27 protein-coding genes and 1 pseudogene are annotated in these 25803 nt (G+C 32.9%); 14 read left to right on the top strand and 14 right to left on the bottom strand.

The genetic code is table 11. The features are described from left to right. Nucleotides 1–3 precede the first annotated feature (3 nt). Nucleotides 4–426: a single-stranded DNA-binding protein gene (locus tag B0A57_RS02780; protein WP_011963776.1), complete on the bottom strand. Its 423-nt coding sequence runs from the start codon at nucleotides 424–426 to the stop codon at nucleotides 4–6. 40 nt (nucleotides 427–466) lie between these two features. Beyond that, entirely contained in the window at nucleotides 467–1498 is a 1032-nt protein-coding gene (gene mutY, locus B0A57_RS02775) for an A/G-specific adenine glycosylase (protein ID WP_034098433.1), read from the bottom strand. 129 nt (nucleotides 1499–1627) lie between these two features. Between mutY and B0A57_RS02770 the strand changes: the two genes are divergently transcribed. From B0A57_RS02770 to B0A57_RS02745, 6 genes are all read left to right on the top strand, one after another. After that, nucleotides 1628–1924 carry an HU family DNA-binding protein gene (locus B0A57_RS02770; RefSeq protein WP_011963778.1) on the top strand — a complete coding sequence of 99 codons (297 nt, stop codon included), beginning with the start codon at nucleotides 1628–1630 and terminating at the stop codon, nucleotides 1922–1924. A 384-nt stretch (nucleotides 1925–2308) separates the two neighbouring features. After that, entirely contained in the window at nucleotides 2309–3853 is a 1545-nt protein-coding gene (locus B0A57_RS02765; RefSeq protein ID WP_011963779.1) for an Rne/Rng family ribonuclease, read from the top strand. Between the two features lie 156 nt (nucleotides 3854–4009). Next, complete coding sequence (locus tag B0A57_RS02760) at nucleotides 4010–5143, top strand: Mrp/NBP35 family ATP-binding protein (protein ID WP_034098553.1); 1134 nt, start codon at nucleotides 4010–4012, stop codon at nucleotides 5141–5143. A 3-nt stretch (nucleotides 5144–5146) separates the two neighbouring features. After that, nucleotides 5147–5386 (top strand): NifU family protein, encoded by a 240-nt coding sequence (locus B0A57_RS02755; protein WP_011963781.1) that lies wholly within the window; start codon nucleotides 5147–5149, stop codon nucleotides 5384–5386. 191 nt (nucleotides 5387–5577) lie between these two features. Beyond that, nucleotides 5578–6633 (top strand): NAD(P)/FAD-dependent oxidoreductase, encoded by a 1056-nt coding sequence (locus tag B0A57_RS02750; protein WP_011963782.1) that lies wholly within the window; start codon nucleotides 5578–5580, stop codon nucleotides 6631–6633. After that, on the top strand, nucleotides 6633–7196 hold the full coding sequence (locus tag B0A57_RS02745) for a ferritin family protein (RefSeq protein WP_011963783.1): 564 nt from the start codon (nucleotides 6633–6635) through the stop codon (nucleotides 7194–7196). Before B0A57_RS02750 ends, B0A57_RS02745 begins: the two co-directional genes overlap by 1 nt. 6 nt (nucleotides 7197–7202) lie before the next feature. On the opposite strand, the gene B0A57_RS02740 is transcribed toward B0A57_RS02745, so the two are convergent. Further along, nucleotides 7203–8069, bottom strand: a complete 867-nt coding sequence (locus tag B0A57_RS02740; protein ID WP_034098435.1) for a DMT family transporter — start codon at nucleotides 8067–8069, stop codon at nucleotides 7203–7205. A 90-nt stretch (nucleotides 8070–8159) separates the two neighbouring features. On the opposite strand from B0A57_RS02740, the gene B0A57_RS02735 reads away from it, so the two are divergent. Beyond that, nucleotides 8160–8540 carry a heavy-metal-associated domain-containing protein gene (locus tag B0A57_RS02735; RefSeq protein WP_038466868.1) on the top strand — a complete coding sequence of 127 codons (381 nt, stop codon included), beginning with the start codon at nucleotides 8160–8162 and terminating at the stop codon, nucleotides 8538–8540. A gap of 136 nt (nucleotides 8541–8676) precedes the next feature. Here B0A57_RS02735 and B0A57_RS02730 read toward each other — a convergent pair whose 3' ends face one another. Together B0A57_RS02730 and menD are read right to left on the bottom strand one after the other, a co-directional pair. Continuing rightward, nucleotides 8677–9021 (bottom strand): DUF2853 family protein, encoded by a 345-nt coding sequence (locus tag B0A57_RS02730; protein ID WP_011963785.1) that lies wholly within the window; start codon nucleotides 9019–9021, stop codon nucleotides 8677–8679. Between the two features lie 73 nt (nucleotides 9022–9094). Further along, entirely contained in the window at nucleotides 9095–10747 is a 1653-nt protein-coding gene (menD, locus tag B0A57_RS02725) for a 2-succinyl-5-enolpyruvyl-6-hydroxy-3-cyclohexene-1-carboxylic-acid synthase (RefSeq protein ID WP_034098437.1), read from the bottom strand. 78 nt (nucleotides 10748–10825) lie between these two features. Between menD and B0A57_RS02720 the strand changes: the two genes are divergently transcribed. The 5 genes and pseudogenes from B0A57_RS02720 to B0A57_RS02700 all read left to right on the top strand — a co-directional run bounded on the left by B0A57_RS02720 (nucleotide 10826) and on the right by B0A57_RS02700 (nucleotide 13869). Continuing rightward, nucleotides 10826–11323, top strand: coding sequence for a GNAT family N-acetyltransferase (locus B0A57_RS02720; protein WP_011963787.1), 498 nt, complete (start codon nucleotides 10826–10828; stop codon nucleotides 11321–11323). A 129-nt stretch (nucleotides 11324–11452) separates the two neighbouring features. Beyond that, nucleotides 11453–12286: a 50S ribosomal protein L11 methyltransferase gene (gene prmA, locus B0A57_RS02715; protein WP_011963788.1), complete on the top strand. Its 834-nt coding sequence runs from the start codon at nucleotides 11453–11455 to the stop codon at nucleotides 12284–12286. 40 nt (nucleotides 12287–12326) lie between these two features. After that, nucleotides 12327–12602 carry an ATP-dependent Clp protease adaptor ClpS gene (locus B0A57_RS02710; RefSeq protein WP_011963789.1) on the top strand — a complete coding sequence of 92 codons (276 nt, stop codon included), beginning with the start codon at nucleotides 12327–12329 and terminating at the stop codon, nucleotides 12600–12602. A gap of 33 nt (nucleotides 12603–12635) precedes the next feature. Then, nucleotides 12636–12989 (top strand): sterol desaturase family protein, encoded by a 354-nt coding sequence (locus B0A57_RS02705; protein ID WP_052079112.1) that lies wholly within the window; start codon nucleotides 12636–12638, stop codon nucleotides 12987–12989. A gap of 214 nt (nucleotides 12990–13203) precedes the next feature. After that, a pseudogene (locus B0A57_RS02700) lies at nucleotides 13204–13869 on the top strand (lysoplasmalogenase). Here the strand turns inward: B0A57_RS02700 and B0A57_RS02695 are convergent. Further along, on the bottom strand, nucleotides 13866–14279 hold the full coding sequence (locus B0A57_RS02695; protein WP_034098440.1) for a DUF6691 family protein: 414 nt from the start codon (nucleotides 14277–14279) through the stop codon (nucleotides 13866–13868). The pseudogene B0A57_RS02700 and the gene B0A57_RS02695 sit on opposite strands and share 4 nt — an antisense overlap. Before the next feature lie 4 nt (nucleotides 14280–14283). After that, on the bottom strand, nucleotides 14284–14841 hold the full coding sequence (locus tag B0A57_RS02690) for a YeeE/YedE family protein (protein WP_011963794.1): 558 nt from the start codon (nucleotides 14839–14841) through the stop codon (nucleotides 14284–14286). A gap of 70 nt (nucleotides 14842–14911) precedes the next feature. Between B0A57_RS02690 and B0A57_RS02685 the strand changes: the two genes are divergently transcribed. Together B0A57_RS02685 and B0A57_RS02680 are read left to right on the top strand one after the other, a co-directional pair. Beyond that, nucleotides 14912–15364: a hypothetical protein gene (locus B0A57_RS02685; protein WP_034098442.1), complete on the top strand. Its 453-nt coding sequence runs from the start codon at nucleotides 14912–14914 to the stop codon at nucleotides 15362–15364. Nucleotides 15365–15383: 19 nt separating this feature from the next. Further along, the gene (locus B0A57_RS02680) at nucleotides 15384–16361 is read left to right on the top strand and encodes a YitT family protein (RefSeq protein ID WP_034098444.1); all 978 of its coding nucleotides are present in this window, start codon (nucleotides 15384–15386) and stop codon (nucleotides 16359–16361) included. 110 nt (nucleotides 16362–16471) lie between these two features. Here the strand turns inward: B0A57_RS02680 and B0A57_RS02675 are convergent, their stop codons facing one another. The 7 genes from B0A57_RS02675 to kdpF all read right to left on the bottom strand — a co-directional run bounded on the left by B0A57_RS02675 (nucleotide 16472) and on the right by kdpF (nucleotide 25504). After that, the gene (locus tag B0A57_RS02675) at nucleotides 16472–18202 is read right to left on the bottom strand and encodes an ATP-binding protein (RefSeq protein WP_038466863.1); all 1731 of its coding nucleotides are present in this window, start codon (nucleotides 18200–18202) and stop codon (nucleotides 16472–16474) included. A 27-nt stretch (nucleotides 18203–18229) separates the two neighbouring features. Next, nucleotides 18230–19357 carry a histidine kinase gene (locus tag B0A57_RS02670; protein ID WP_034098446.1) on the bottom strand — a complete coding sequence of 376 codons (1128 nt, stop codon included), beginning with the start codon at nucleotides 19355–19357 and terminating at the stop codon, nucleotides 18230–18232. Nucleotides 19358–19485: 128 nt separating this feature from the next. After that, nucleotides 19486–20562: a porin gene (locus tag B0A57_RS02665; protein ID WP_034098448.1), complete on the bottom strand. Its 1077-nt coding sequence runs from the start codon at nucleotides 20560–20562 to the stop codon at nucleotides 19486–19488. Nucleotides 20563–20847: 285 nt separating this feature from the next. Then, nucleotides 20848–21402, bottom strand: a complete 555-nt coding sequence (locus tag B0A57_RS02660; RefSeq protein WP_011963800.1) for a K(+)-transporting ATPase subunit C — start codon at nucleotides 21400–21402, stop codon at nucleotides 20848–20850. A 52-nt stretch (nucleotides 21403–21454) separates the two neighbouring features. After that, nucleotides 21455–23488 carry a potassium-transporting ATPase subunit KdpB gene (kdpB, locus tag B0A57_RS02655; protein ID WP_034098450.1) on the bottom strand — a complete coding sequence of 678 codons (2034 nt, stop codon included), beginning with the start codon at nucleotides 23486–23488 and terminating at the stop codon, nucleotides 21455–21457. Nucleotides 23489–23588: 100 nt separating this feature from the next. Continuing rightward, nucleotides 23589–25310, bottom strand: a complete 1722-nt coding sequence (gene kdpA / locus B0A57_RS02650; RefSeq protein ID WP_038466858.1) for a potassium-transporting ATPase subunit KdpA — start codon at nucleotides 25308–25310, stop codon at nucleotides 23589–23591. Nucleotides 25311–25426: 116 nt separating this feature from the next. Further along, nucleotides 25427–25504 (bottom strand): K(+)-transporting ATPase subunit F, encoded by a 78-nt coding sequence (gene kdpF / locus B0A57_RS12445; RefSeq protein WP_016362011.1) that lies wholly within the window; start codon nucleotides 25502–25504, stop codon nucleotides 25427–25429. Nucleotides 25505–25803 lie beyond the last annotated feature (299 nt).

Below are 25803 nucleotides of genomic sequence, written 5' to 3'. Positions count from 1 at the left end.
GTTTTAAAAAGGCAAATCATTTTCTACAGTTGAATCGAAACTTGTTGTTTTTGGTGCTTCAGAGGCTGTTTTTACAATTTCAGAATCTTTTTTAGTATTCAAAAATGTAAATTCAGTAACTTGTATTTCTGTTGTGTATTTAACAGTTCCATCTTCTGCTTGCCATTGGCGCGATTTTATCCTGCCTTCTACATATATTTTATCGCCTTTAGACAAGTATTTTTCACAAATTTCGGCAGCTTTATTTCGAACTACTACATTGTGCCACTCGGTCGAAGTTATTTTTTCATTAGTAGATTTATTAATATAAATCTCATTTGTTGCAAGCGGAAATCTCCCGATGCAATTGCCTCCATCAAAATAATGCATTTTAATATCTTCCCCTAGATGACCTATTAGCATGACTTTATTTAACGTTCCGTTCATTATAATTTAATTTGAGAAAACCAAAGATAAGGCATTTTAATTAAAACCTATTATTCTCGATAAAATTGTGAAGCACAATAGGAAAAGGAAATTTATTTAAATTTTCAAAATCCAGACCGTTTTCTAATATGGTATTTCTTCTAATTTTCCAGAATTTAACATGCAAATGTTGGTGTGTTAGTTTGTGTATTATGGTTTCGGTTTCCATTAATAATATCTCGGAAATATCATCAAATTTATCTTTAATTAATTGTAAAACAATATTTTCTGGCTCTAAAGCTTCGGTTTCAACCAATGGAAATTCATATAAATTATGCCAAATTCCTTTAACTGTTCGCTGGTTTATTGTTGTTTCATTATTATTGTCTAATATATATAGATAGTTCAAAAACCTATTTTTTACTTTCAATCGCTTAATTTTTACTGGCAATTGGCCAACTATTTTTAGCGAAAGCGCAGCACAACTTGTATTTAAAGGGCAAAAATAACAATTAGGATTCTTAGGAACACATTGCAAAGCGCCAAACTCCATAATAGCTTGATTAAACAAGGCTGGATTATCTTTCGATATTAGTTCTTGAGCCAAAAGCGTAAATTCTTTTTTGGCTTTTCCCGAAGCGATATCTGTTGCTACATTATAATAACGAGAAAGCACCCTAAATACGTTTCCATCAACAACAGGAACCACTTCATTATAAGAAAAAGAGGCAATTGCGGCGGCTGTATATTCTCCAACCCCTTTTAATTTTAGTAAATTTTTATAATCTGAAGGAAAAATTCCGTTCAAATCATTAGCAATAAATTTTGCCGTAGCATGCAAATTTCGAGCCCGAGAATAATATCCTAACCCTTGCCAAAGTTTTAAAACCTGCTCTTCGGTGGCATTAGCCAAATCGAAAACCGTAGGGAATTTTTCCGTAAAAGCCTTATAATAAGGCAGTCCTTGTGCAACTCTTGTTTGTTGCAGCATAATTTCCGACAACCAAATTGCATACGGATTTGAGGTTTTCCGCCAGGGCAAATCTCGCTTATTTTCTAAATACCAAGCGATTATTTTTTCAGTAAAATTCATTATAATTATTTGGTTAGCAAAAATAAAAATTTATGTGATTAAATTTTAATCATTTAGCTTGAAATATTGTTTATTTAATTTATATATTTGCAACCTCAAAAAATTACATAAACATAATTACGTATTAAAATGACAAAGGCAGATATCGTAGCGAAAATTTCAGAGAAATTAGGACTAGAAAAAGGAGATGTACAGGCTACAGTAGAAACTTTTATGGAAGAGGTTAAAAATTCATTAGAAACTGGAGATAATGTTTACTTAAGAGGTTTTGGAAGTTTTATAGTAAAAACAAGAGCCGAAAAAACAGGAAGAAATATTTCTAAAAACACAACGATTAAAATCCCAGCACACAATATTCCAGCATTTAAACCTGCAAAAGTATTCGTAGAAGGAGTAAAAACAAATAACGAAGCAACAACAAAATAAATTATTAATCAATAAAACTACACATTATGCCAAGTGGAAAAAAAAGAAAAAGACATAAGGTAGCAACGCACAAACGTAAAAAACGTGCAAGAGCTAACCGTCATAAAAAGAAAAAGTAGTTTTAAACTACTTTTTTCTTTTTTAAACGTTCATTGAAATTGAGGAAAGATAAATAGATAAAAGACAAAAGATAAAAGACAAAAGTTTGTTATCTAGAATATTTTATCTAAAAAAATCTAATTTTCTCCCAGGTAAAAACCTGTAATGTTTAATCCATCTGTACTAATTTATTTTAGATTTTAGACTGTCATTTTTTAGATTTTTTTTAAATCTATCAATCAATCTAAATATCTATTATCTAAAAATACAGATAAAAATTTACACATGAATAAAGAATTGATTATTAGATCTAGTTCTGACGCTGTAGATTTTGCCTTATTAAAAGATGGAAAATTAATCGAATTACATAAGGAAGAAGAAACAAGCAATTTTCAAGTAGGTGATATTTTTATTGCCAAAATAAGAAAACCAGTTGCTGGTCTTAATGCTGCTTTTGTAAATGTAGGCTTCGAAAAAGATGCCTTTTTACATTATCATGATTTAGGACCTAATCTTGCTTCTCAGATGAAATTCATAAAACTTGTAACAACAGGTAAAATAAAAGATTTCTCCCTTAAAAGTTTCCAATTTGAAAAAGAAATTGATAAAGATGGTACAATTACCGATGTAATTGCAGTTAATCAATCAATTCTTGTACAAGTGGTAAAAGAACCAATATCTACCAAAGGACCAAGAATAAGCTCAGAGCTTTCGCTTGCCGGTAGGTATATAGTTTTAGTACCCTTTTCTGACCGCGTTTCTATTTCTCAAAAAATAGACTCTAAAGAAGAAAAAGACAGGCTAAAACGCCTTGTACAATCTATCAAACCAAAAGGATTCGGTGTTATTGTTCGCACAGTAGCAGAAGGCAAAAAAGTTGCAGAAATAGACAAAGACTTACAAAACTTGATGGACAAATGGACATCTATGTGCAAACGTATTCCAACAGCACATCATCCATCAAAAGTGCTAGGAGAACTAAACAGAGCATCATCAATATTACGAGATGTTTTTAACGATACTTTTAGCGGAATTATTATAGATGACGAAGAACTATTTAACGAAACGAAAGAGTACATACAACAAATTGCTCCCAGTAAAGAATCAATGGTAAAGCTTTATCAGTCAAAAGACACTCCAATTTTTGAAAAGTACAGTATCGAAAGACAAATAAAAACTTCGTTTGGAAAATCCGTATCGATGAGTAAAGGTGCTTACCTAATTATAGAGCACACCGAAGCCATGCACGTTATCGATGTAAACAGCGGAAACCGATCAAACAAAGCCACCAATCAAGAAGACACAGCGCTCGAGGTAAACATGATTGCCGCTGCCGAAGTAGCAAGACAATTGCGTTTAAGAGATATGGGTGGTATAATATGTGTCGATTTTATAGATATGTCTAATCCAGACAATCGTAAAGTACTGTTCGATTTCTTAAGAGAAGAAATGAGTGACGACAAAGCAAAACACAAAATATTGCCTCCTAGCAAATTCGGAATAGTACAAATTACTAGACAAAGAGTTAGACCAGAGGTAAATATTGAAACTCGCGAAGAGAATCCTAATAATGAAAACAGTGACATTGAAGCACCTATTTTAATTATTGACCGAATTGCTTCCGATCTAGAAAGAATTATAAAGTTGCATAAAAAAGTAGTACTTAACGTACACCCATTTATAGCTGCTTACCTTGTAAAAGGATATCCATCAATACGTTCAAAATGGTTCTTTGAATACAAAAAATGGATAAAAATCATTCCACGTGACTCCTACACGTACCTCGAATATCATTTTAATGACAACCAAGGAAAGGAAATAAAAGACTAAATAAAAACCGTTTCATTATAACAATGAGACGGTTTTTTTGTTTCCAAACCCTACAAAAAATTATCAAAACTTTACAAGCCTATTACTTTGTCATATTACAACTTCTTCACTATCTTTGTAATAAAAACTGAGTCTTAATAAGACACTAGATATATGATAAAATTAGATAGAAAAGAAATACTCAAAGCTTTAGAAACCATTTCTATAGCAGGCGAAGGAAAAAACATGATCGAAAGTGGCGCAATCACTAATGTAATCACATTTGGAGACGAAGTTGTAGTCGACTTAGTACTTTCTACACCAGCCATGCACATCAAAAAACGTGCAGAAGACGACATCCGAAAATTAATACAAGACACCTTTTTGGCAACAGCCAAAGTAAAAGTAAACATCAAGGTCGAAACACCTGAAAAAGCAAACGAAATAAAAGGAAAAGCCATTCCTGGAATAAAAAATATCATTGCCGTAGCCTCAGGAAAAGGAGGCGTAGGAAAATCTACTGTTACAGCAAATTTAGCCGTAACACTAGCAAAAATGGGCTTTAAAGTTGGCGTACTAGATGCCGACATTTACGGACCAAGCATGCCAATTATGTTCGATGTAGAAAACGAAAAACCTATTTCTATCGAAGTCGACGGAAAATCTAAAATGAAACCAGTCGAAAGTTTCGAAGTAAAAATCCTATCCATCGGATTTTTTACAGCACCAAGCCAAGCCGTTATATGGCGTGGACCAATGGCTGCCAAAGCACTAAACCAAATGATTTTTGATGCAAATTGGGGCGAACTCGACTTTATGCTAATCGATTTACCACCAGGCACAGGAGACATCCACTTATCAATCATGCAATCCCTACCCATAACTGGCGCAGTAGTTGTAAGCACCCCACAAGCCGTGGCTTTAGCAGATGCAAAAAAAGGAGTATCAATGTTCCTCTCAGACAGCATCAACGTACCCGTTTTAGGAATTATCGAAAACATGGCCTATTTTACACCAGAAGAATTACCCAACAACAAATATTACATTTTCGGAAAAGAAGGCGCAAAAAACCTAGCCGAAGATCTACAAGTACCATTTCTAGGAGAAATCCCATTAGTACAAAGCATTCGAGAAGCAGGAGATTACGGCAGACCAGCAGCACTACAAACCGCATCAATAATCGAAACTATTTTCGAAGAAGTAACAAGAAATGTAGTAAGAGAAACCGTAGCCAGAAACGAAAATTTACCCGCTACCGAAGCCATAAAAATTACAACTATGGCAGGTTGTTCAGCAGCAAATAAAAAATAGATTATGACACCAGAAGAACTAACATTAAACGTAGAAAAAGCCTTAGAAGAAATCAGACCTTTTCTGAATTCCGATGGCGGTGATATAGAATTGGTTTCAATAGAAGACTCTAAACACGTCAAGGTTCGCCTACAAGGCGCTTGTAACTCATGCAGTGTAAGCCAAATGACCATGCGAGCTGGAGTAGAAACCACAATAAAAAAATACGCACCACAAATAGAAACCGTAGTAAATATAGCCTAAAATTGGGCGTGACCCGAAGAAAAATCGGGTCGGGCTTTCCGTTACAATCTTTTTTTCGGAGAAAAACCTCAAAAAAGGATTTCCACTGCAATCCCTCACGCAAACCAACAATATTTTTCAAAATATAATTAGATTTTCAAAAATTTAAAGTCTTTAGCACTTTAAATCTTTATACTTTAGACTAGAATAAAATGATCGAAACAGATATACTCATCATCGGAGCAGGTCCAACCGGACTATTTACAGTATTTGAAGCAGGACTACTCAAATTAAAATGCCATATAATAGACGGACTACCCCAACCAGGAGGGCAACTAACAGAATTATACCCCAAGAAACCCATTTTCGACATTCCAGGCTACCCATCAGTATTAGCAGGAGATTTAATAACTAATCTAATAGAACAAATCAAGCAATTTCAACCAGGATTTACCCTAAACGAAACTGCCGAAACTATCGAAAAATTAGAAGACGGAACATTTATAGTAACCTCAAACAAAGGAACAAAACACCACGCAAACTCTATAGCCATTGCAGGAGGATTAGGAAGTTTCGAACCCCGAAAACCCATTCTAAAAGATATCGAATTTTACGAAAATGACAAAGGTGTAGAATATTTTGTAAAAGACCCCGAAAAATTCCGAGATAAAAAAGTAGTCATTTCAGGCGGGGGAGATTCTGCCCTAGACTGGAGTATTTACCTATCTAATATAGCTTCCGAAGTAACACTAGTACATCGCAGAAATGAGTTTCGCGGCGCTTTAGATTCGGTAGAAAAAGTACAGGAATTAAAATCGGCAGGAAAAATAAAACTAATTACCCCCGGAGAAGTCGTAGGTTTTAAAGGTTCTGAAAAAATAGAATCAGTCGACATTCAAGTTAACACAACACTTACAACAGTTCCTTGTGACTATTTTATTCCACTATTTGGTCTTACCCCAAAACTTGGCGCCATTGCAAACTGGGGATTAGAGATTGAAAAAAATGCCATCAAAGTAAATAATGCCTTAGATTATCAGACCAATATCGAAGGAATTTATGCCATAGGCGATGTAAATACTTATCCTGGAAAATTAAAATTAATTCTTTGCGGTTTTCACGAGGCAACACTTATGGTACAAAGTGTGTACCAACGCATAAATCCTGGAAAAAAATATGTTCTAAAATACACAACCGTTTCAGGAATTGATGGTTTCGATGGGACTAGAAAAGAAGCAGAAAAACAAGTAGTAAAATCGATCGAGTAATGACATTAAATCATCCTGAATTAGTCGATTTAATAAAAAAAGCATACTCTGCCGAGAAAGCTGCAGCATTTGCTTATCAAGGTCATGCCGCCTCGGTAAAAGATGAAACAGAGAAAAAAGAAATTCGTCAAATAGAAATCGATGAATGGTTTCACCGTAAGGAAGTTTTGCAAATTATGAATGATTTTGATATTTCTATTTCAAAATATTACGAGTTCAAATTTCATATTATTGGAAAAGCAATCTCAGCAAGTTGTCATATTATAGGTTGGTTTATGCCTTTTTATTTCGCTGGAAGATTAGAAAGTGGCAATGTTTGCGAGTATTTCAGAATGAAACAATTTTTTAATTCACTCGGAATTAATACTTATGACACAATGCTTTACGAAATGGGTATCAAAGAAAAAGAACACGAAATCTACTTTTTAGAGAAAATAAAAACCAATAAATTTTTACCTTTTTACGAAAAATATTTTTCTTGGGGAAACAACCAAAGTTTCAATAATATTGATTTAGACAAAAAATATCCCGTCGAAAATTCTAATCATTATTGCAAAAAATAATTCTCTCTACTTTTTTGTGGCCATATAAACACCCAATAAAATTATAAAAGCACCCAAAAACTGTAAAGGATTAAGCATTTCTCCATCAAGAATTCCCCAACTCATAGCCACAACAGGGATAAAATATGTTACTGATGAAGCCGTAAGTGGAGAGGTTATTTGTACCAATTGAAAATACAAAATATTAGCAACACCAGTACCTAAAACACCAAGCAACATAACAAACAAAACCGAATGTTGCACAGTCGCTTGTGCAATCACATTTGTAAAACCAGAACCAAATAAGATGATAATTGCAGGTATTAGCAATACTGCAAAATTTCCCGTTGTAATGCTTAACGGACTCACATCAGATAAATATTTCTTAATCAAATTTACATTCAAAGCATAACAAACAGTAGCAATAACTACTAGAATCGTACAAAAAAAATTAGTATCCCCATTTGCTGAATTTCCATTAATAACTAATATCAAACAACCACTAAGACCTAAAACAACTCCTATTATTTGGTTTCTTCGAAAAGAAAATCCAAAAGCTAATGCCCCCAAAAGCATAGTATATAATGGTGTTAAGGAATTTAAAATTCCACTAACAGAACTTTTTATTCCCGTTTGAGCATAAGCGAATAAAAAAACAGGAAAAAATGTGCCTAAAAAGGCTGTAAAGACTATAAATTTCCATTTAACAATAGGAATTTTAGCCAAACTTTTAAAGCCTACAATAAGCAAAAAAATAGTTGCAAAAATAATTCGCAATGAACCTAACTGATAAGGATTTAACCCAACCAATCCTCTTTTCATGAGTATAAATGAGCTTCCCCAAATAAGCGAAAGGACAATCAATAAAATCCATTTATTAGTTTTAATGTGCATAGTTTAATTTTTAATTCCCAAAATTCTGTTATTTTTATGAATATCAACTCATTTTTTGTATATTTTTGTTAAACAATTATTTTTTGCACCATGAAAAACATTAAAATAACATTAGGAATACTAATTGCAACTGCTTCAATATTTGTAAGTTGTAAGAAAGAAAACACAGTGTCTAAAACCGAAAAAACTTCTGTTACAACAACAATTTCAAAAACAGACTCGAGCATTAGCAAACAGGCGAAGCAAACGACAAGTTTTAATATTGAAGGAATGACCTGCGCTATAGGTTGTGCAAAAACAATCGAAAATAAATTAGTAAGCCTTGATGGCGTACAAAAAGCAACGGTCGATTTTGATAAAAAAATGGCAATTATACAATATGATGCAACGGTACAAACCCCAGAAAAATTAGTACAAACTGTAGAAGCGGTTGCTGATGGTAAAACCTACAAGGTTTCGAACGTAAAATGATTTGCAAATAAAGTAATAATGCTGTTATTATAAAATCAGGTAACTTTTCGTATAAAAAAAGCCATTCTAAAAAATAGAATGGCTTTTTTAATTTACATTAAGTTATCTAATTACCTATTTTAATCTGCAATTAAATTTATTTGTCGTAAACACTTTCTTTATTGAAATGTATTGTCAACAAATAGTAAACTACTGCTCTGTATTTATTTTTATTAGATTTACCATACTTTTCTAAAACTGCATCGATACCATTATCTAAATGGTCACCATCTGCCAAACCTAATTTTTTAATTAAGAAATTATTTTTTACAGTATCTAATTCAGATTGCTGGCTGCCTGCTACTGTTGCTGCATCTTTATTGTAAATAGATGGCCCACAACCAACGGTTACTTTCGTTAGTAAATCTATATCGGCAGTATGTGCGCATTTTTCTTTCAAATCTGCTGCATATACAGCTATAAGTTCGTCTCTTTTACTCATAATAATAGTTTGTTGTGTTGTTGTTATTTTAAAATCAAATATAATATATTTTTATTATAAATAATAAACAATCTTAGGTTAAATTCTTAAAATAATTTAATAACACTAAATCATTAACTTTTGTAGGTGTAAATACCTCTAAAATTATCGATTTCTTAGTATTTATCGTAATTTTTAGTTTTTCTTCTAATGTTTTTTCATCAACAGCCTTTTCGTATCCAAAATTATACATTTTAGCGAGATATTTTGCCGTTAATCTATGAGAAGTTTCAAAATAAGTATTGAAAGTTTCATTTTCTTTGTGTCCTGGCAATATTCTAAAAATGCCTCCACCTCCATTATTTAGTAAAATTATCTTAAAATTTTCAGGTATATAATTATTCCATAACGCATTACTATCGTACAAAAAACTAATATCGCCCGTAATGAGAATCGTTTCTTTGCCTGAAGCTATCGCTGCTCCTATTGCTGTCGAGGTGCTGCCATCAATCCCACTAGTACCACGATTGCAAAATACTTCGATACTAGAATGTATAGAAAATAATTGTGCATAACGAATTGCCGAACTATTACTTATTTGCAACTGGCTGTATAAAGGTAATTTTGGCAATATAATCTCGAAAGCTTTAAAATCGGAAAACGGAATTGTTGCTAAATAAGTGTTGGTTTTCTGGGTTCTTACTTTTTTTATTTCTAAAGAATATGGCAAATAATTACTTTTTAAAGAATTTATTTTTGGTATAAATTCTTTAAAAAAAACACTTGGCAAAACTTCAAAATGTTTTGTCAAACTACCAAAAGTATCATAAGCACGCAACTCATCTATATGCCAATGTTGTTGTGGTTTGTATTTTCTAAGAAATGCTTTAATCCTTTTAGAAACTATCATTCCGCCCATTGTTATTAGAATTTCTGGTTGAAAATTAGTAAAATCATCATCTGTAAATGGTGTGATAATCGCATCTATATTGGTTATAAAATTAGCATGATGCACGTTCGATGTTACTTCGGTCATGACCACCACCGAAGTATCGTTTGCCAAAAAATCTATAATAAATTGTTGTATAACATTTGGATCGCAACCTCCTATTAGAATTAGCTTTTTCTTGGCATCATTCCATCGATTTACAAAAACATCTAGGTTTTCTAATGGCTTATTTTCTGTATCAAAATCTATTATTTTTGTATTAACAGAGATTGTATCGACCGTTTCATACAAAGGTTCTTCAAAAGGAACATTAATATGTACTGGCCCTTTTTTGGTCGTAGCCAAATGTATCGCTTCTTGAATTTTAGTATCATTTTCTTCCGATACATTTTCGACTAAATTGGCATTGTACAAACTATGGTTTGCAAATACATTTTCCTGACGAATAGTTTGCCCATCGCCAATATCTATCTTACTTTGAGGTCTATCGGCAGAAATAACCACTAAGGGAATTTGACTATAAAAAGCTTCTGCAAAAGCGGGATAATAGTTTAATAATGCTGACCCCGAGGTGCACACAAGAGCTACTGGTTTCTTCAATTGTTGTGCTATTCCTAAAGCAAAAAATGCGGCGCAACGCTCATCGGCAATGCTATAACAGGTAAATACTGGGTTATTTGTAAAACCAATAGTGAGCGGTGCATTTCGTGAACCTGGAGAAATTACAATATGGTGCAATCCTTTAGTATTACATATTTCGATAATACTTTGTGCTAAAGGTATTTTTGGATAAATCATCTTTTTTAGTTTCAAAGTATCAAAGTTACAAAGTTGTAAAAGGTTTTTGATACTTTTACACTATAAATTTATTTTAAAATGAATATAGAAATAAGACCTTTCCAAATTGAAGATACGCAAGCTATTTTAGCTATTATTAACTACAACATTTTAAATTCGACCGCTTTATATGACTACAATCCTAGAAATTTAGCCACACAAATTGCTATTCTTGAAGAAAAAACAACCAAGGGTTTCCCTATAATTGTGGCTACCGAAAATAAAATGGTAACTGGTTTTGGTTATTATAGTGAATTTCGTTTTAGAGAAGCTTACAAATTTACGGTCGAACATTCTATTTATGTACACAAAGATTTTCATGGAAATGGAATAGGAAAATTGCTATTATTAGAATTAATCTCTTTGGCGAAAGCCCAAAAACTACACACAATGATTGGTGTGATTGATGCCGAAAACAAAAGCAGTATTACTTTTCATGAAAAATTTGGTTTTAAAAATGTTGGAATTATTAAAGAATCAGGTTTCAAATTTAACCGTTGGCTAGATTCTGTTTTTATGCAACTTATTTTAGAATAAATAATTCCTGAAAACTATAAAATTGAAGATTATAAAGACTTTTAAGGGTTTTTAACTTTCATATTAAGACTTTTCAACATTACTACTTTAATACTAATTTGATTCTTACCTTTGGCAAAAAATAAAAAAATGTCAAACATATATTTAGGTTACCATTTCATAGTCGAGCCAAAGGAATTGGGTTCAGAAATCCTTATTGCCGAATTAGGCGAAAAAGCTTTTGAAAGTTTTGTTGAAACAGAAACTGGTTTTTCGGCTTTTGTGCAAAAATCGCTTTGGACAGAAGATATTATGAATGATGTTTATATTTTAGAAAATCCAGAATTTAAAATTTCTTATACTTTCGAAGAAATAGAGCAAGTAAATTGGAACGAAGAATGGGAAAAAAACTTTGAAGCGATTGATGTAAACGGAAATTGTCATGTTCGTGCCCCTTTTCACCCAAAAACCGATGCCGAATTTGATATTGTTATCGAACCTAAAATGAGTTTCGGAACGGGTCATCACGAAACAACACACATGATGATTCAGCATTTATTAGAAATAGAGGTTACTGGAATGAAAACTTTAGACATGGGTTGTGGCACAGCAATTCTTGCCATTCTTGCCGAAATGAAAGGCGCACAACCTATTGATGCTATTGATATAGACAATTGGTGTTACCTGAATTCTATCGAAAATGCAGAACGAAATAATTGTAAGCATATTACAGTTTATGAAGGCGATGCAGCTTTGCTAAAAGACAAAAAATACGATTTAATCATTGCCAATATTAACAGAAACATACTTCTAAACGATATGCAAGCTTATGTAGATTGTTTGAACCCAAAAGGAACGATACTTTTTAGCGGGTTTTATACCGAAGATATTCCCTTTATAAATGCTTCTTGCACTGAAAAAGGGCTAACTTATGTTAAAAAATTTGAGCGAAACAACTGGGTATCATTAAAATATGTAATTTAGTCATAGCGTTTAAAAATAAAATATATTAAAGTTCTAAAAAATGGCAACAATAGAAAAAACACAAACAGAAACTGATGTTCTAGAATATGTAGCAATTAACAACGAAATTGTATTATTTAATGACGATGTAAATACTTTCGATCATGTTATAAATACCCTAATTAGAGTTTGCCATCACGAGGAATTACAAGCAGAACAATGTGCTTTACTAGTACATTATAAAGGCAAATGTGTTGTAAAAACTGGAACTTTCGACGAGCTAAAACCACAATGTTCTTCATTGCTAGAAGCAGGTTTGAGTGCAGAGATAATATAATCATTCTTTAACAGCAATTTTCAATCTACAAAGATGGAACAATACGGAAAGATACTAATTATTGCTATGCCTATTTTCTTGTTATTGATAATAATAGAAAAAATATATGGCTATTACAAAGGTATAAACTACGCCCCTGTAATAAATAGTATTTCGAGTATCAGTTCAGGAATGGCAAATGCTGTTAAAGATGTTTTAGGACTAAGTGTTTCTGTTTTTTCCTATGAATGGTTGGTTTCTAAAATGGCCATTTTTACTTTAAAAGCCTCTGTATATACATATATTATTGCTTTCTTAGTTATCGATTTTTATGGTTACTGGACACACAGATGGTCTCATCTAATTAACTTTTTCTGGAACAAACACGCTATTCATCACAGTGCATAAAAACAAATATTCGATCATCTGGGAATGTATGCGCTTTGCTCTTGCCATAGGAATCATTCTTCATTATGGAGATTGGTTTTGCTTTAACACAATAGTATCGAAAGGAAATTACTTTATTTTGGCATACTTATCTGTTTCGGTACTGGCAAATATTTACTTGATTACTATCGATTTCAAATTAGAAAACAAGTCATTTTCAAACACTTAATTAAAAATGAGAAACTCATTTATCTATTTTATAGTAATAAGTACTATTTATTTGCTGCTATTTATTTTTAATCAGGACAATACTGCTTGGTATTTTAAGCCCTTCTTGTTGCCTTTTTTAATATTAGCCACTTATAAATCTGATGCGTTTGAAACAAAAAAATGGTTATTGTATGCCCTAACCTTTTCTTGGATTGGCGATATTATTCTGCTATTTGCAAGCAAAAACGAATTGTATTTTATCTTAGGATTAGTTTCGTTTCTAATTGCTCATATTTTGTTTATTGTACTTTTTATTAAACAAAAATCGGAAGGGAATTATACTAAAAAATGCCTGTTTTAGTTGGGTTTTGTGGTTGTATTGGTTTATATTATAAGTATATTATCGTTATTATTTACAAAACTTGGAAATTTAAAAATACCTGTTTTTGTTTATGCTTTTACCATTTCGATAATGCTTATTACGGCTATAAAAGGTTATTTTACATGGCAAAAACCCATGAATATATTAATACTAATTGGTGCCTTATTTTTTATTGTATCCGATAGTTTTTTGTCTATCAATAAATTTTACAACCCCATTTTAAGCGCCCAATTTATTATTATGTTTACTTATCTTGTGGCGCAATATTGTATTACTGCTGGAGTTTTAAAAATGAATAAAAAAAATTAATGTGGCAATTTATCTTTTATAACTCCGTAAAGGAATGTGCCTAAAAGTGCGCCAACTAATATAATACCAACACTCATAAATCCTGCGCCAATAAGTATAAAAATAGGCCCTGGACAAGAACCTACTAATGCCCAACCCAATCCGAAGATTAGGCCTCCAATCCAATAGCGAAAAGAACCTTTTTCTTTGTCGATAATCTCAATAGGTAATCCATTAATATCCTTAAGATTATTTCGTTTCATAATCTGAATTCCAATAATGCCTGTAGTTATTGCAACCCCAATAATACCGTACATGTGAAACGATTGAAACATAAACATTTCGTATATTCTGTACCAAGAAACCGCTTCAGATTTGGTTAATACCAATCCGAAAAGAAAACCAACTGCTAAGTATTTAAGTAATTTCATTGTATTAAAATAAAAGTGGAAAAATAAAATGAGCCATAATTAAACCGCCAATAAAAAACCCAACAACGGCTTTTAGCGATGGCATTTGTAAATTACTAAGTCCAGAAATGGCATGACCAGAAGTGCAACCTCCAGCATAACGAGAACCAAACCCTATTAAAATTCCTCCAATTAGCAAAATAAAAATCTTTTTAAATGACTGAAAAACTTCGAACCCAAACATACTATTGGGTGCTATTTTACCATCTGGTGCTTCGATACCAAATTTAGATAATTGTTTAATCGTTTCTGGATTTAATGCCACATTAGAAGGGTCTGACAAAAAATGAACCGCTACAAAACCGCCAATCATGGCACCTATAACTACAATTAGATTCCAACGTTGTGTTTTCCAATCCCAATCGAAAAACGAAACATACTTACCTACTCCAGTCATAGAACATAAGCTTCTAAGATTAGAAGACATACCAAAATGTTTGCCAAAATAAATTAATAATAGCATTATAATTCCGATTAAAAAACCAGAAATTGACCAATGCCAAGTATGTGTGATATATTCCATTAAATGTTTTTTTATACAAAAATAGCAGAATCTTCTTATATTTGTTAGAATTATACTAAGATTTAAAAAAATGAAAAAAAATATTATTAGTTGCCTTATAATTTTATTAATGTCTTCTTGCATTAGTACAAAATTGACAATACAAAATATAGATGAATTAGCTATTAAACCAGCATTAAATGAAGGTTTTAGCAGTTTTATAATTACAAAAAATGCGACGTCAAAAAAATACGGCTATGACCCAGATTATCCTGTAAATGTAAATTTTACTTCGGAAGAAGATGGGCTTAATAATCAGATTAGATTTCTGAAGGCTTTAGCTGGACCAAAAGGTGAAAAAATTAAGTACACACAAAAAGATCCTTGTTGCCCATTTCCTAGTAAAAGAGCAAATACTGGAGCAGGAATAATAGATGTTTTTGAAATAACTTGGGAAGGACAAAACAAACCAATTTTGCTTTATATAAACAAATTCGAAAAAGGCGAATTATTTATCCCTATTGGTTTATCGGCTAGAAAATGATTTAATAAAAACAAAAAACATGAATTCATTTTGGAAACTAATCATTGCTCAAACCATTCTTAAATATAAGAATAAAAAATCTGTAGCTAAAAAAGAGTATTCGAACTTTGTACTTGCAAAAGGTTATAGAGAATTTTTAATTCATGTTAAGCGACTCCTCAAGGACTTAATTCTTGTAACAATTGGTGTTTTCTCGGCATCATTTGGGTTTAAAGGATTTTTGCTAACCAACCATTTTATAGATGGTGGAGCAACAGGTATTTCTTTACTTATTTCGGCACTAACAGATATACCGCTTTACATACTTATTATTTGCGTAAACATTCCCTTTATACTGCTTGCTTACAACATTTTAGGAAAAGAATTTGCGATCAAAACAACTATAGCCATAACAGGACTTTCAATAGTATTAGCAACAGTTACTTTTCCTAATATTACAAACGACAATTTATTAGTAGCCATATTTGGTGGTTTTTTTCTTGGAGCAGGGATTGGTTTTGCCGTTCGTGGTGGTGCAGTTATAGACGGAACTGAAGTATTGGCTATTTATTTAAGCCGAAAATTTGGAACAACTATTGGTGACGTTATAATAGTGATTAATGTATTTATTTTTGCAGCAGCGGCCTTTTTTTTAGGTATAGAAATTGCTTTATACTCGATGATAACCTATTTAGCAGCCTCTAAAACATTAGATTTTATTGTAGAAGGTATCGAACAATATACTGGAGTTACCATTATTTCGTCACATAGTGAAGAAATACGACAAATGATTATAAATAAAATGGGACGTGGTGTAACGATTTACAGTGGGAAAAAAGGTTACGGAAAACGTGGTGAAACAAAAGATATAGAAATTATATATACCGTTATTACTAGGTTTGAACTTAACAAATTAAATACCGAAATCGAAAAAATTGAACCCACAGCTTTTGTAGTAATAAATAGTGTGAAAGACACTAAAGGTGGCATGATTAGAAAACGTCCGTTAGAACAATAATATGCTGATGAATTTAAAAAATTAAACTAAAAATTCTTCAANNTTGAAGAATTTTTAGTTTAAATACATTACCAGTAATCGAACTAGATTAAACAATAATGCTTATCGCATTATATATTAAACAGTTTTAATTTAACTGCAAAAGTACTTCCTAAACCCAACTCACTCTCTACGCTTATGGTTCCGTTTTGTGCTTCGATAAATTCTTTACTAATTGCTAAACCCAATCCAGTTCCTAATTTGTGACTCCCAGGAATTTGGAAATATTTGTCAAAAACTTTGCTTTTATAGCGATTATCAATTCCTTTTCCTGTGTCGATAACTTGAAATATGATATGGTTATTTTCTTGTTTTAATTTTACAATTATCTTACTGTTTTCAGAAGAATATTTTATAGCATTAGTTAAAAAATTAATGAGAACCCAAGCCGTTTTTTCTTTATCTGCCTTTATATTGGGAAGCTTTTCATCGGCTTCAACAACTAGTTCTATTTGTTTTTGTTCGGCTTGAATTTTTACGGCTTCTGTGGCGTAATAAACAATATCATAAGGATTACTTTTTTCTATGTTTAGCTGAATATTTCCTGTTTCTACTTGCGATAGTTCTAGCAACTCGCCAGTAATTTTTAGCAAACGTTGGCTATCGTCCTGAATACTTTCTACTAAGTATTTTTGCTCTTCATTTAGGATTCCTGTTTGTTCTTTTTCTAATAATTGCAAACTAAATTTTATAGAAGAAATTGGTGTTTTTAGTTCATGAGAAATTGTGGCAATAAAATTAGTTTTGGCAAAATCTAATTCTTTAAATGGGGTAATATTTCTTAATATAATAACATCGCCAATGTATATAGTATTTTCTTCTCCTGTGGGCTTTATTATAATATTTACAATTTCTTTTTCAAAATAACTTTCTTTTCCATCGGCAAAAATTTTCATTGGAACTGCTTTTTGCTTTTCATCTTCTAATTCGGTCATGATTAAAGATTTTACTAAATCATTTTTTAAAGCCAAATTTGCCGCTAATTTTCCTATAACCTCATCTAATTTTACGCCCATTATTTTTAAGGCTTCATTATTTGCAAATAAGATAAACCCTTGCTCATCTAATCCTACAATTGGATCATGCATGTTATTGATGAGTGTTTCCAGTCTTTTCTTTTCAAAAGATAATTTATAGAGATTACTATTGTGATATTCTTCGAGTTTTTTTGCCATCGTATTGAATGATTTTGCTAAATCACCAAACTCATTATGACTCATAAAATGTACCCGTTTCGAATAGTTTTTATTCGCAATTTCTTTGATACTCTCTGTGAGTTCTTGAATTGGATTGGCAATATTATTGGGTAAATTTACCAGCAAATTAAAGGCAATTAGAAAACAAAGTGTTCCTGTAATAGCAATCCACAAATTTGCAGTTTCGGCAGTATGTTTAGCGATATCGCTTTTCTGTTTTATCGCTTTCATGTTTAATCCCATGATTTCGAAAATATCGACTCTAATTTGATTTTTGATACTTATTGCGCTAAAATTGTGTTTTAATAAATCAAATTTATTTTTCAAATCATTTGTGGCTTTGGCCTCGCCTAGTTCTGTAACATTATTTACTTGTTTGAGTAAATTTGTTTCAAAAACCGTAATTTTATCTATTTCACTATCATTTATTTCATCTAATAAAAGTAGCATATTTCTAGAATATTCTAAAGTATTATAATTGGCTTTCAGAATGTTTTCGGTATCTTTTTTAATAGAAAACATATAGAAACCACTTACAAATGTGAGAATTAATATTAGTACAAATAGCAATCCTACTCCCAAATTTAATTTAGTTTTTATTCTCATTTTTATTCTTTTTTGAGGTTGTTTTTTCTATGATAAAATTATTAAATCAATATTGGATGAGGATAAATTGTGAAGTAATTTATTGAAGATAGTGGTAGACAAAATGACTTTAAACAAACTCAAATGCGGTTTACCAATACAAACCGTAGTTACTTCTTTTTGCTTAACTACCTCCAAGATAGCATCTGTGATCTTCTTGTTTTGCACTTTTATAACTTCGCCACCAAGCTGTGTTGCTAATTTGAAATTATTAATTAAATGTCGTTGTTTGTCGAGCGCAATTTTATCACTGTTCTCACTAGGTATTTCAACATATAAAACATACCATTTGCTATTGTAATAACTGGCCAAACGGGCCGTTTTTCTAATCACGATTTTAGCCATTGTATCGTTACTACTAATGCAGGCTAGGAATTTATCGTGTTTCAAAGCGAGATTTTTAGGAACTTCATTTTCTACTTTTCGAACAACTTGACTGGCCACTTCTTTCAATGCCAATTCCCGCAATTGCAAAATTTGGTCTGATTTAAAAAAATTATTCAACGCAGTAGGAATTTTATCGGCAGTATAAATTTTGCCCTCTTTCAAACGTGCAATCAATTCATCAGCAGTCAAATCGATATTAACCACCTCATCTGCTAATTTCAAAACACTGTCAGGTATGCGTTCCTGCACCTCTATATTGGTAATGAGCTTTACATTTTTATTTAAACTCTCAATATGTTGGATATTTACAGCCGAAATCACATTGATTCCCGCTTCTAAAATCTCCAAAACATCTTGCCAACGTTTTTCATTTTTGCTCCCCTCAATGTTAGTATGTGCTAACTCGTCGACAATAACCACTTCGGGACGCAGGTTAATGATGGCTTGCAAATTCATTTCTTCGAGCTGTTTTCCTTTATAAAAAAGGGTTCGTCTTGGTATGATTGGTAAACCGTCAATTAACTCTTGGGTTTCCTTACGGTTATGGGTTTCTATATAACCAATTTTTACATCAATACCATTTTTCAACAAGGTATGTGCTTCCTGTAACATTCTAAAAGTTTTGCCCACACCAGCACTCATCCCAATGTAAATTTTAAACTTTCCTCTGCGTGATTTCTGAATTAAATCGAGAAAGTGTTTGACATTATTTTCTTTTTCGTTCTCCATAAATTAAACTAAGAGTTAAATTTTTTTGTTTATAAAAAACCCTATTTAAACCATTAAATAAATTAAGTTTGTGAGGCTTAATTTATTAATGGTTTTCAATAAAAATTTTACTTTTTAGCAACTTTTTTTTAAATAGATATAGCTAAAGATGTAGTAACAAACACGTTCTTATCCGTAGGATTATTGCCTTTCAAAAAGACATTATCTTTACTATTTAGAGTTCGGGCTTCTATTCTAAACATTACATTTTCTGCGGGCAAATAATCAAAATTGGTAGAAAAACCAAAGGTCTTAAAACCATTTGGCGTTCCTGTTGCGATAATAACACCTTTCGCATCATTATAATATTCGCCTCTTGCAGCCAATTGAATTTTAGATATTGGTTTGTATTGCGCCACCAAAATTGGAGAATACCAAACATTATAATTACTACTCCCCTTAGCCGCTTGTTGTGCACCAATATCAAAACCTGCTATCATACTTGTTTTTTCGGTAACTTTAAATTGCCCGTAAAAATTATTAAAATAACGCCATTTCTTATCTACATCTGGTTGTTCGTTACCAACATAAGTACTCCAATTTAAGACAACACCCGAAACTGCCTTATACGTAATTTGTGTTCCAAAAGCTGGTGTCTGATTGCCATCAACTTTCTCAATACGTTGCCAACCATTCAAATACATAGCCGCCAAATACCATTTTTCGGACGCAGAAGTATAACCAATTTTTACTCCAGTATCATAATATGGCGAATTTTCAGCCAGAATACTCCTAGTAAAAGTCATACAATCTTTACCAATCGCACTTTCAAAACCAATATGCGAAGACATTACTCCAGCATCTACCCAAAGGTTTTTATCTTTCGAAATTCTAACACCTACATTTGCCTCATTAACATTTTTTAGCAATCCCTGTTCCCCCGCCATATTATACTGAGGATACGTTCCTGCCATTAACGCAAAATTCCCACGAACATTCTCCTTCGCATAATTTACTTTAACCATACCCAAATTCAGGTTCATTTCATTCGATTTATTGTAATTATAAATAAATCCTGGTCGAGTATGATTGTCTGGTTTCCCAAAATCATAACTATAATAAATATCTACATAACCCGAAAACGCAATAGGACTTTTAGACACTTCCTGAGCACTAATCGTTGTAAAACCAAAAGCTATTAAAGCTGTAACTATTATTTTTTTCATTTTTATTGTTTATTTTAAGGAGCTATTTCCAGCTATTCGCTTCAATCTTTTGTGTTCGCAAAAAAAGCGAACACAAAAGGATTTCCACTACTATCTGGGCTAGGGAACTTGGGGTAACAAGGGCTTTTGTTATCCTTCAAGGTTTCCAAAACCTGTTAGACATTATCATTTTCATTCAGTTTCTCATCATTCCAATTTGTCATTTCGACGAAGGAGAAATCACATCACGTTGATCTAGATTATGTGATTTCTCCCAAAAGGTCGAAATGACAAAAGATCGAACCCCTATTTTAATTCATCTAAAGCCACATTCAACTCCAGAACATTAACTGTTGAAGTTCCCGCTAATGTAGGTTTATTAATTTTATTTTCTACCAAGGCTTTTACTTTTTCTTCAGACAATTTGCGCACTTCGGCAACTCGTTTCACCTGAATAAGCGCCCCTTCTGGCGAAATATTCGGATCTAAACCACTCCCCGAAGCCGTAACCATATCGGCAGGAATTTCTAATTTTTTCAAATAAGGATGTGCAATTAGAAACGTATCAATTCTTTTTTGAACCAAAGCCAAATAATCCGGATTACTTGCTGCTTTGTTACTTCCCCCGCTTCCCGCAGCATTGTAATCTACCGCCGATGGTCGTCCCCAGAAATAATTAGATTGATCAAATTTCTGTCCAATTTTCTGATACCCTACCACTTTTTCGTTTACAGAAATAGTTTCTCCTTTCCCTTTATTTGGGGCAAATTGTGCAATTCCATAAATCGCCAAAGGATAAATGACTGCGAATAAAACGACCATTAAAAAGGTCAATTTTAATATTGAAAATATATTTTTCATTTTTTTTGTTTATTTTGTAAAAACGTTGCATAGCAACGTCTCTACGTCATTATTACATAAATAACGCCACCGCCATATCGATTAATTTAATTCCAATAAACGGGACAATCAATCCTCCCAAACCATAAATTAATAAATTTCTTTTCAAGATGGCACTGGCACCAATTGGCTTATAATTTACCCCTCTTAAAGCCAGCGGAATCAATATCGGAATGATAATCGCATTAAAGATAACGGCCGATAAAATTGCACTTTCTGGACTATGCAAACGCATAATATTTAAACCCTCAAGAGCAGGAATAGCCGTGATGAAAAGTGCAGGAACAATGGCAAAATATTTGGCAACATCATTCGCAATCGAGAACGTGGTAAGTGTTCCTCTGGTCATTAATAACTGTTTTCCTATTTCGATAATCTCAATTAACTTGGTTGGGTCATTGTCTAGATCTACCATGTTTCCGGCTTCTTTAGCAGCTTGTGTGCCGCTATTCATGGCAACACCAACATCGGCTTGCGCAAGAGCGGGTGCATCATTGGTACCATCTCCCATCATCGCCACGAGTTTACCGTTTTGTTGCTCATTTTTAATGTAGTTCATTTTATCCTCAGGTTTAGCTTCGGCAATAAAATCATCGACACCAGCAGCTTGGGCAATAAACTTAGCAGTTAATGGATTGTCTCCAGTAACCATCACGGTTTTTACCCCCATTTTTCGCAAACGGTCAAAACGTTCTTTCATTCCCGTTTTAATGATATCCTGCAATTCGATAACTCCTTGTACTTGGTTATTTTTTACAACAACCAGAGGCGTTCCTCCTTTTGAAGAAATAGCAATAACCCTTTGAGTAATATCCTCTGGAAAATCATTACCCGCTTGAGTCGCTATGTTTTTAGCAGCATCTTGCGCTCCTTTTCTAATATTGGTTCCGTCTTTCAATACAACACCACTAGTTCTAGTTTCGGCAGTAAATTTGATTAAAGTAGCTCCTTCAATAGACAGTTTTTGAGCCAATTCAGCTCCTGCCAATTCCACAATACTTTTCCCTTCGGGCGTATCATCTGCCAGTGAACTCAACACCGCTGACTTAATAAAATCCTCTTCTAAGATTCCTTTTGCAGGATAAAAATGGGTTGCTTTCCGGTTTCCAATAGTGATTGTTCCTGTTTTATCTAAAAGCAATACATCTATATCTCCAGCAGTTTCTACCGCTTTTCCAGATTTTGTAATTACATTGGCGCGCAACGCTCTGTCCATTCCTGCAATCCCTATAGCCGAAAGTAAACCACCAATAGTTGTTGGAATCAAACAAACAAAAAGAGAGATAAAAGCAGCAATCGTAATTGGTGCATTGGCATAGTCAGCAAACGGTTTCAAGGTCACGCAAACAATTACGAATATTAAGGTGAAAGCAGCCAACAAAATCGTCAAAGCAATTTCGTTTGGTGTTTTCTGACGGCTTGCCCCTTCTACCAAAGCAATCATTTTATCCAGAAAGCTTTCGCCCGGTTCGTTGGTCACGATTACTTTAATTTTGTCAGACAATACTTTTGTTCCTCCCGTAACTGATGATTTATCTCCACCAGATTCCCGAATAACTGGTGCACTTTCCCCAGTAATGGCACTTTCATCAATCGTTGCCAGACCTTCAATGATTTCGCCATCGGTGGCAATTAGATCGCCTGCTTCGCAAACGAAAATATCGCCTTTTTTCAATTCAGAAGAACTTATATTTTTAATTTCACCATTGGCAAAAAGTTGTTTGGCAGGCGTTTCTTCACGTGTTTTTCTTAAACTGTCGGCTTGTGCTTTGCCACGTGCTTCGGCAATGGCTTCGGCAAAATTGGCAAACAAAAGCGTTGCTAATAAGATTAAGAATACGATGAAATTGTAAATAAAACTACCTTGGTCCTGTGCGCCAAATAAAATGGCAATACACACAGCAAACATAATGGCAGTCCCTATTTCTACGGTAAACATTACCGGATTTTTGAACATCGTTTTCGGGTTCAGCTTCACAAAAGATTGCACCAAGGCATCTTTCACCTGCTTACTCTCAAACAATGATTTAGATTTATTTTTAGTCATTTTGAAATGAGTTAACTGTTATAAGTTTTAAGTTTATGGGTTTCGGGTTCTAAGTTTAGTGATGCACTTCTAACCTCTAACTTCTAACCTTTAACTTTTTTTATTTTAATGTAAAATATTCTGCTAATGGTCCTAAAGCCAACGCTGGAAAGAAAGACAAAGCAGCAATAATCGCGATTACAGCAAAAACCATTACTCCAAAAATGGTAGTATCTGTTTTTAAAGTTCCTGCACTTTCTGGAATGTATTTTTTATTAGCCAATAATCCTGCAATAGCCAATGGCCCAATTATAGGAAGAAAACGACTCAATAACAATACAATTCCTGTAGTGATGTTCCAAAACGGATTATTATCTGCTAAACCTTCAAAACCAGAACCATTATTGGCAGCACTCGAAGTATATTCGTACAACATTTCCGAAAATCCATGATGTCCTGGATTATTCAACCAGCCTGTTGCGTTACCGCTAAACCAATAACCCATTGCGGTATCATTCGCAGCAAAATAAGAAGCCAAAGCCGTTCCCGACAAGATCAATAAAGGATGTAGAATAGCAATAAATGCAGCAATTTTTACTTCACGGGCTTCAATTTTCTTTCCTAGAAATTCAGGGGTTCGTCCCACCATTAAACCCGAAATAAACACCGCGAGAATAATAAAAATATAAAAGTTCAAGATCCCTACTCCGCATCCACCATAAAAAGCATTAATCATCATGGCCAGCAATTCCATCGAACCTGAAACTGGCATCGAACTATCGTGCATACTATTAACTGATCCTGTAGAAATTACCGTCGTGGCAATACTCCAAAACCCAGTAACGGCAGGTCCAAAACGAACTTCCTTGCCTTCCATAGCACCAGTAGCTTGGGTAATTCCCATTCTTTCGATAGCTGGATTTCCGTTGAGTTCACTAATAACAGTTGGAATTACTAAAAGCAAGAAACCAACAGTCATTACACCAAAAATAACATACGAGAATTTTCTTTTCTTTAAATAAAAACCCAAAGCAAAAATCATTGCAAACGGAATGATTAATTGTGCCCAAAGTTCAACCGCATTGGTAAAATAAGTAGGATTTTCTAAAGGATGAGCAGAATTGGCTCCAAAAAAACCACCGCCATTAGTACCTATATGTTTAATGGCTATAAATGCAGCGGCTGGACCTCGTGAAATTTCAACAGTATCGCCTTGCAAAGTGGTAATGGTATCTTTTCCTTCAAATGTCATTGGTGTGCCGCTAAATAATAGAGCAACAGCAACGATAACAGAAAGCGGTAATAAAATACGGGTACAACTTTTGATGAAAAAATTATAAAAATTTCCTAATTTATCGGTAGTTCGTTCTTTCATAGCCGTGAAAACCATTGCTGCAGCAGCCATTCCGACACCAGCAGAAACAAATTGCAAAAACATTAAAAAGAGTTGTGACAAATAAGAAACGCCGCTTTCTCCGGAATAATGCTGCAAGTTGCAGTTTACTAGAAACGAAATGGCGGTATTAAAGGCCAAATCTGGTGGCATAGACGGATTATTGTCTGGGTTTAAAAATAGAGATCCTTGAAACAATAAGATAAAAAAGCAAAGAAAGAACCAAACCATGTTGATGCTTAAAAGCGCTTTGAGATGTTGTTTCCAGTTCATTTCCTCAGTTGCATTGATGCCGCTGATTTTAAAAATAAATTTTTCAATTGGATTAAAAATCGGGTCGAGCAATGTTTTATCGTTTGAATAGATTTTAGCAATATATCTTCCCAAAGGAATTGCTAAAACGATTGAAACTATAAAAATACTGATGACACCAAATAACTCTGTGTTCATATTATTTAATTTTAGATTGTTGAATATAGACGAATAGATGATAGACGAATAGATGATATATTTTTGACTTTTATTGTCTATAATTTATTTGTCTATGATCTGAATATCTCTTCTCATTAAAATTTTTCAGGTTTAATTAATACGTAAACCAAATAACCAAATACGGCAAGTGCGATAATAAATAGTGCTGTCATATATTTAGATTTTTTCGAAAAATTGAACGGTTTTAAAACAAATCGCAAAAAGCAAAGTTCCTAATGCGAGTAAAAGAATGGTGATTAACATAAGATTTAAGATATTTAGAATTTGAGATGAGAGACAAAGAGATAATAGACACAGCAATTAGAAACTAGGATTTAGACACTTTATACTTCATTTTTAGCCTATTATCTAATACCATTTAAAGTTTAAATTTACTGGGATAAAAAAACATACAGTTTGTCATTCCGAGCAACGAGGAGTCTCATCAAGTTATTCAAATTATGAGATTCCT

Origin of the sequence: Flavobacterium psychrophilum DSM 3660 = ATCC 49418 (genome assembly GCF_002217405.1) — a bacterium.
GTDB lineage: Bacteria > Bacteroidota > Bacteroidia > Flavobacteriales > Flavobacteriaceae > Flavobacterium > Flavobacterium psychrophilum.
Note: the sequence above shows the minus strand (reverse complement) of the source record. Positions and strands in the feature narration are given on the sequence as shown.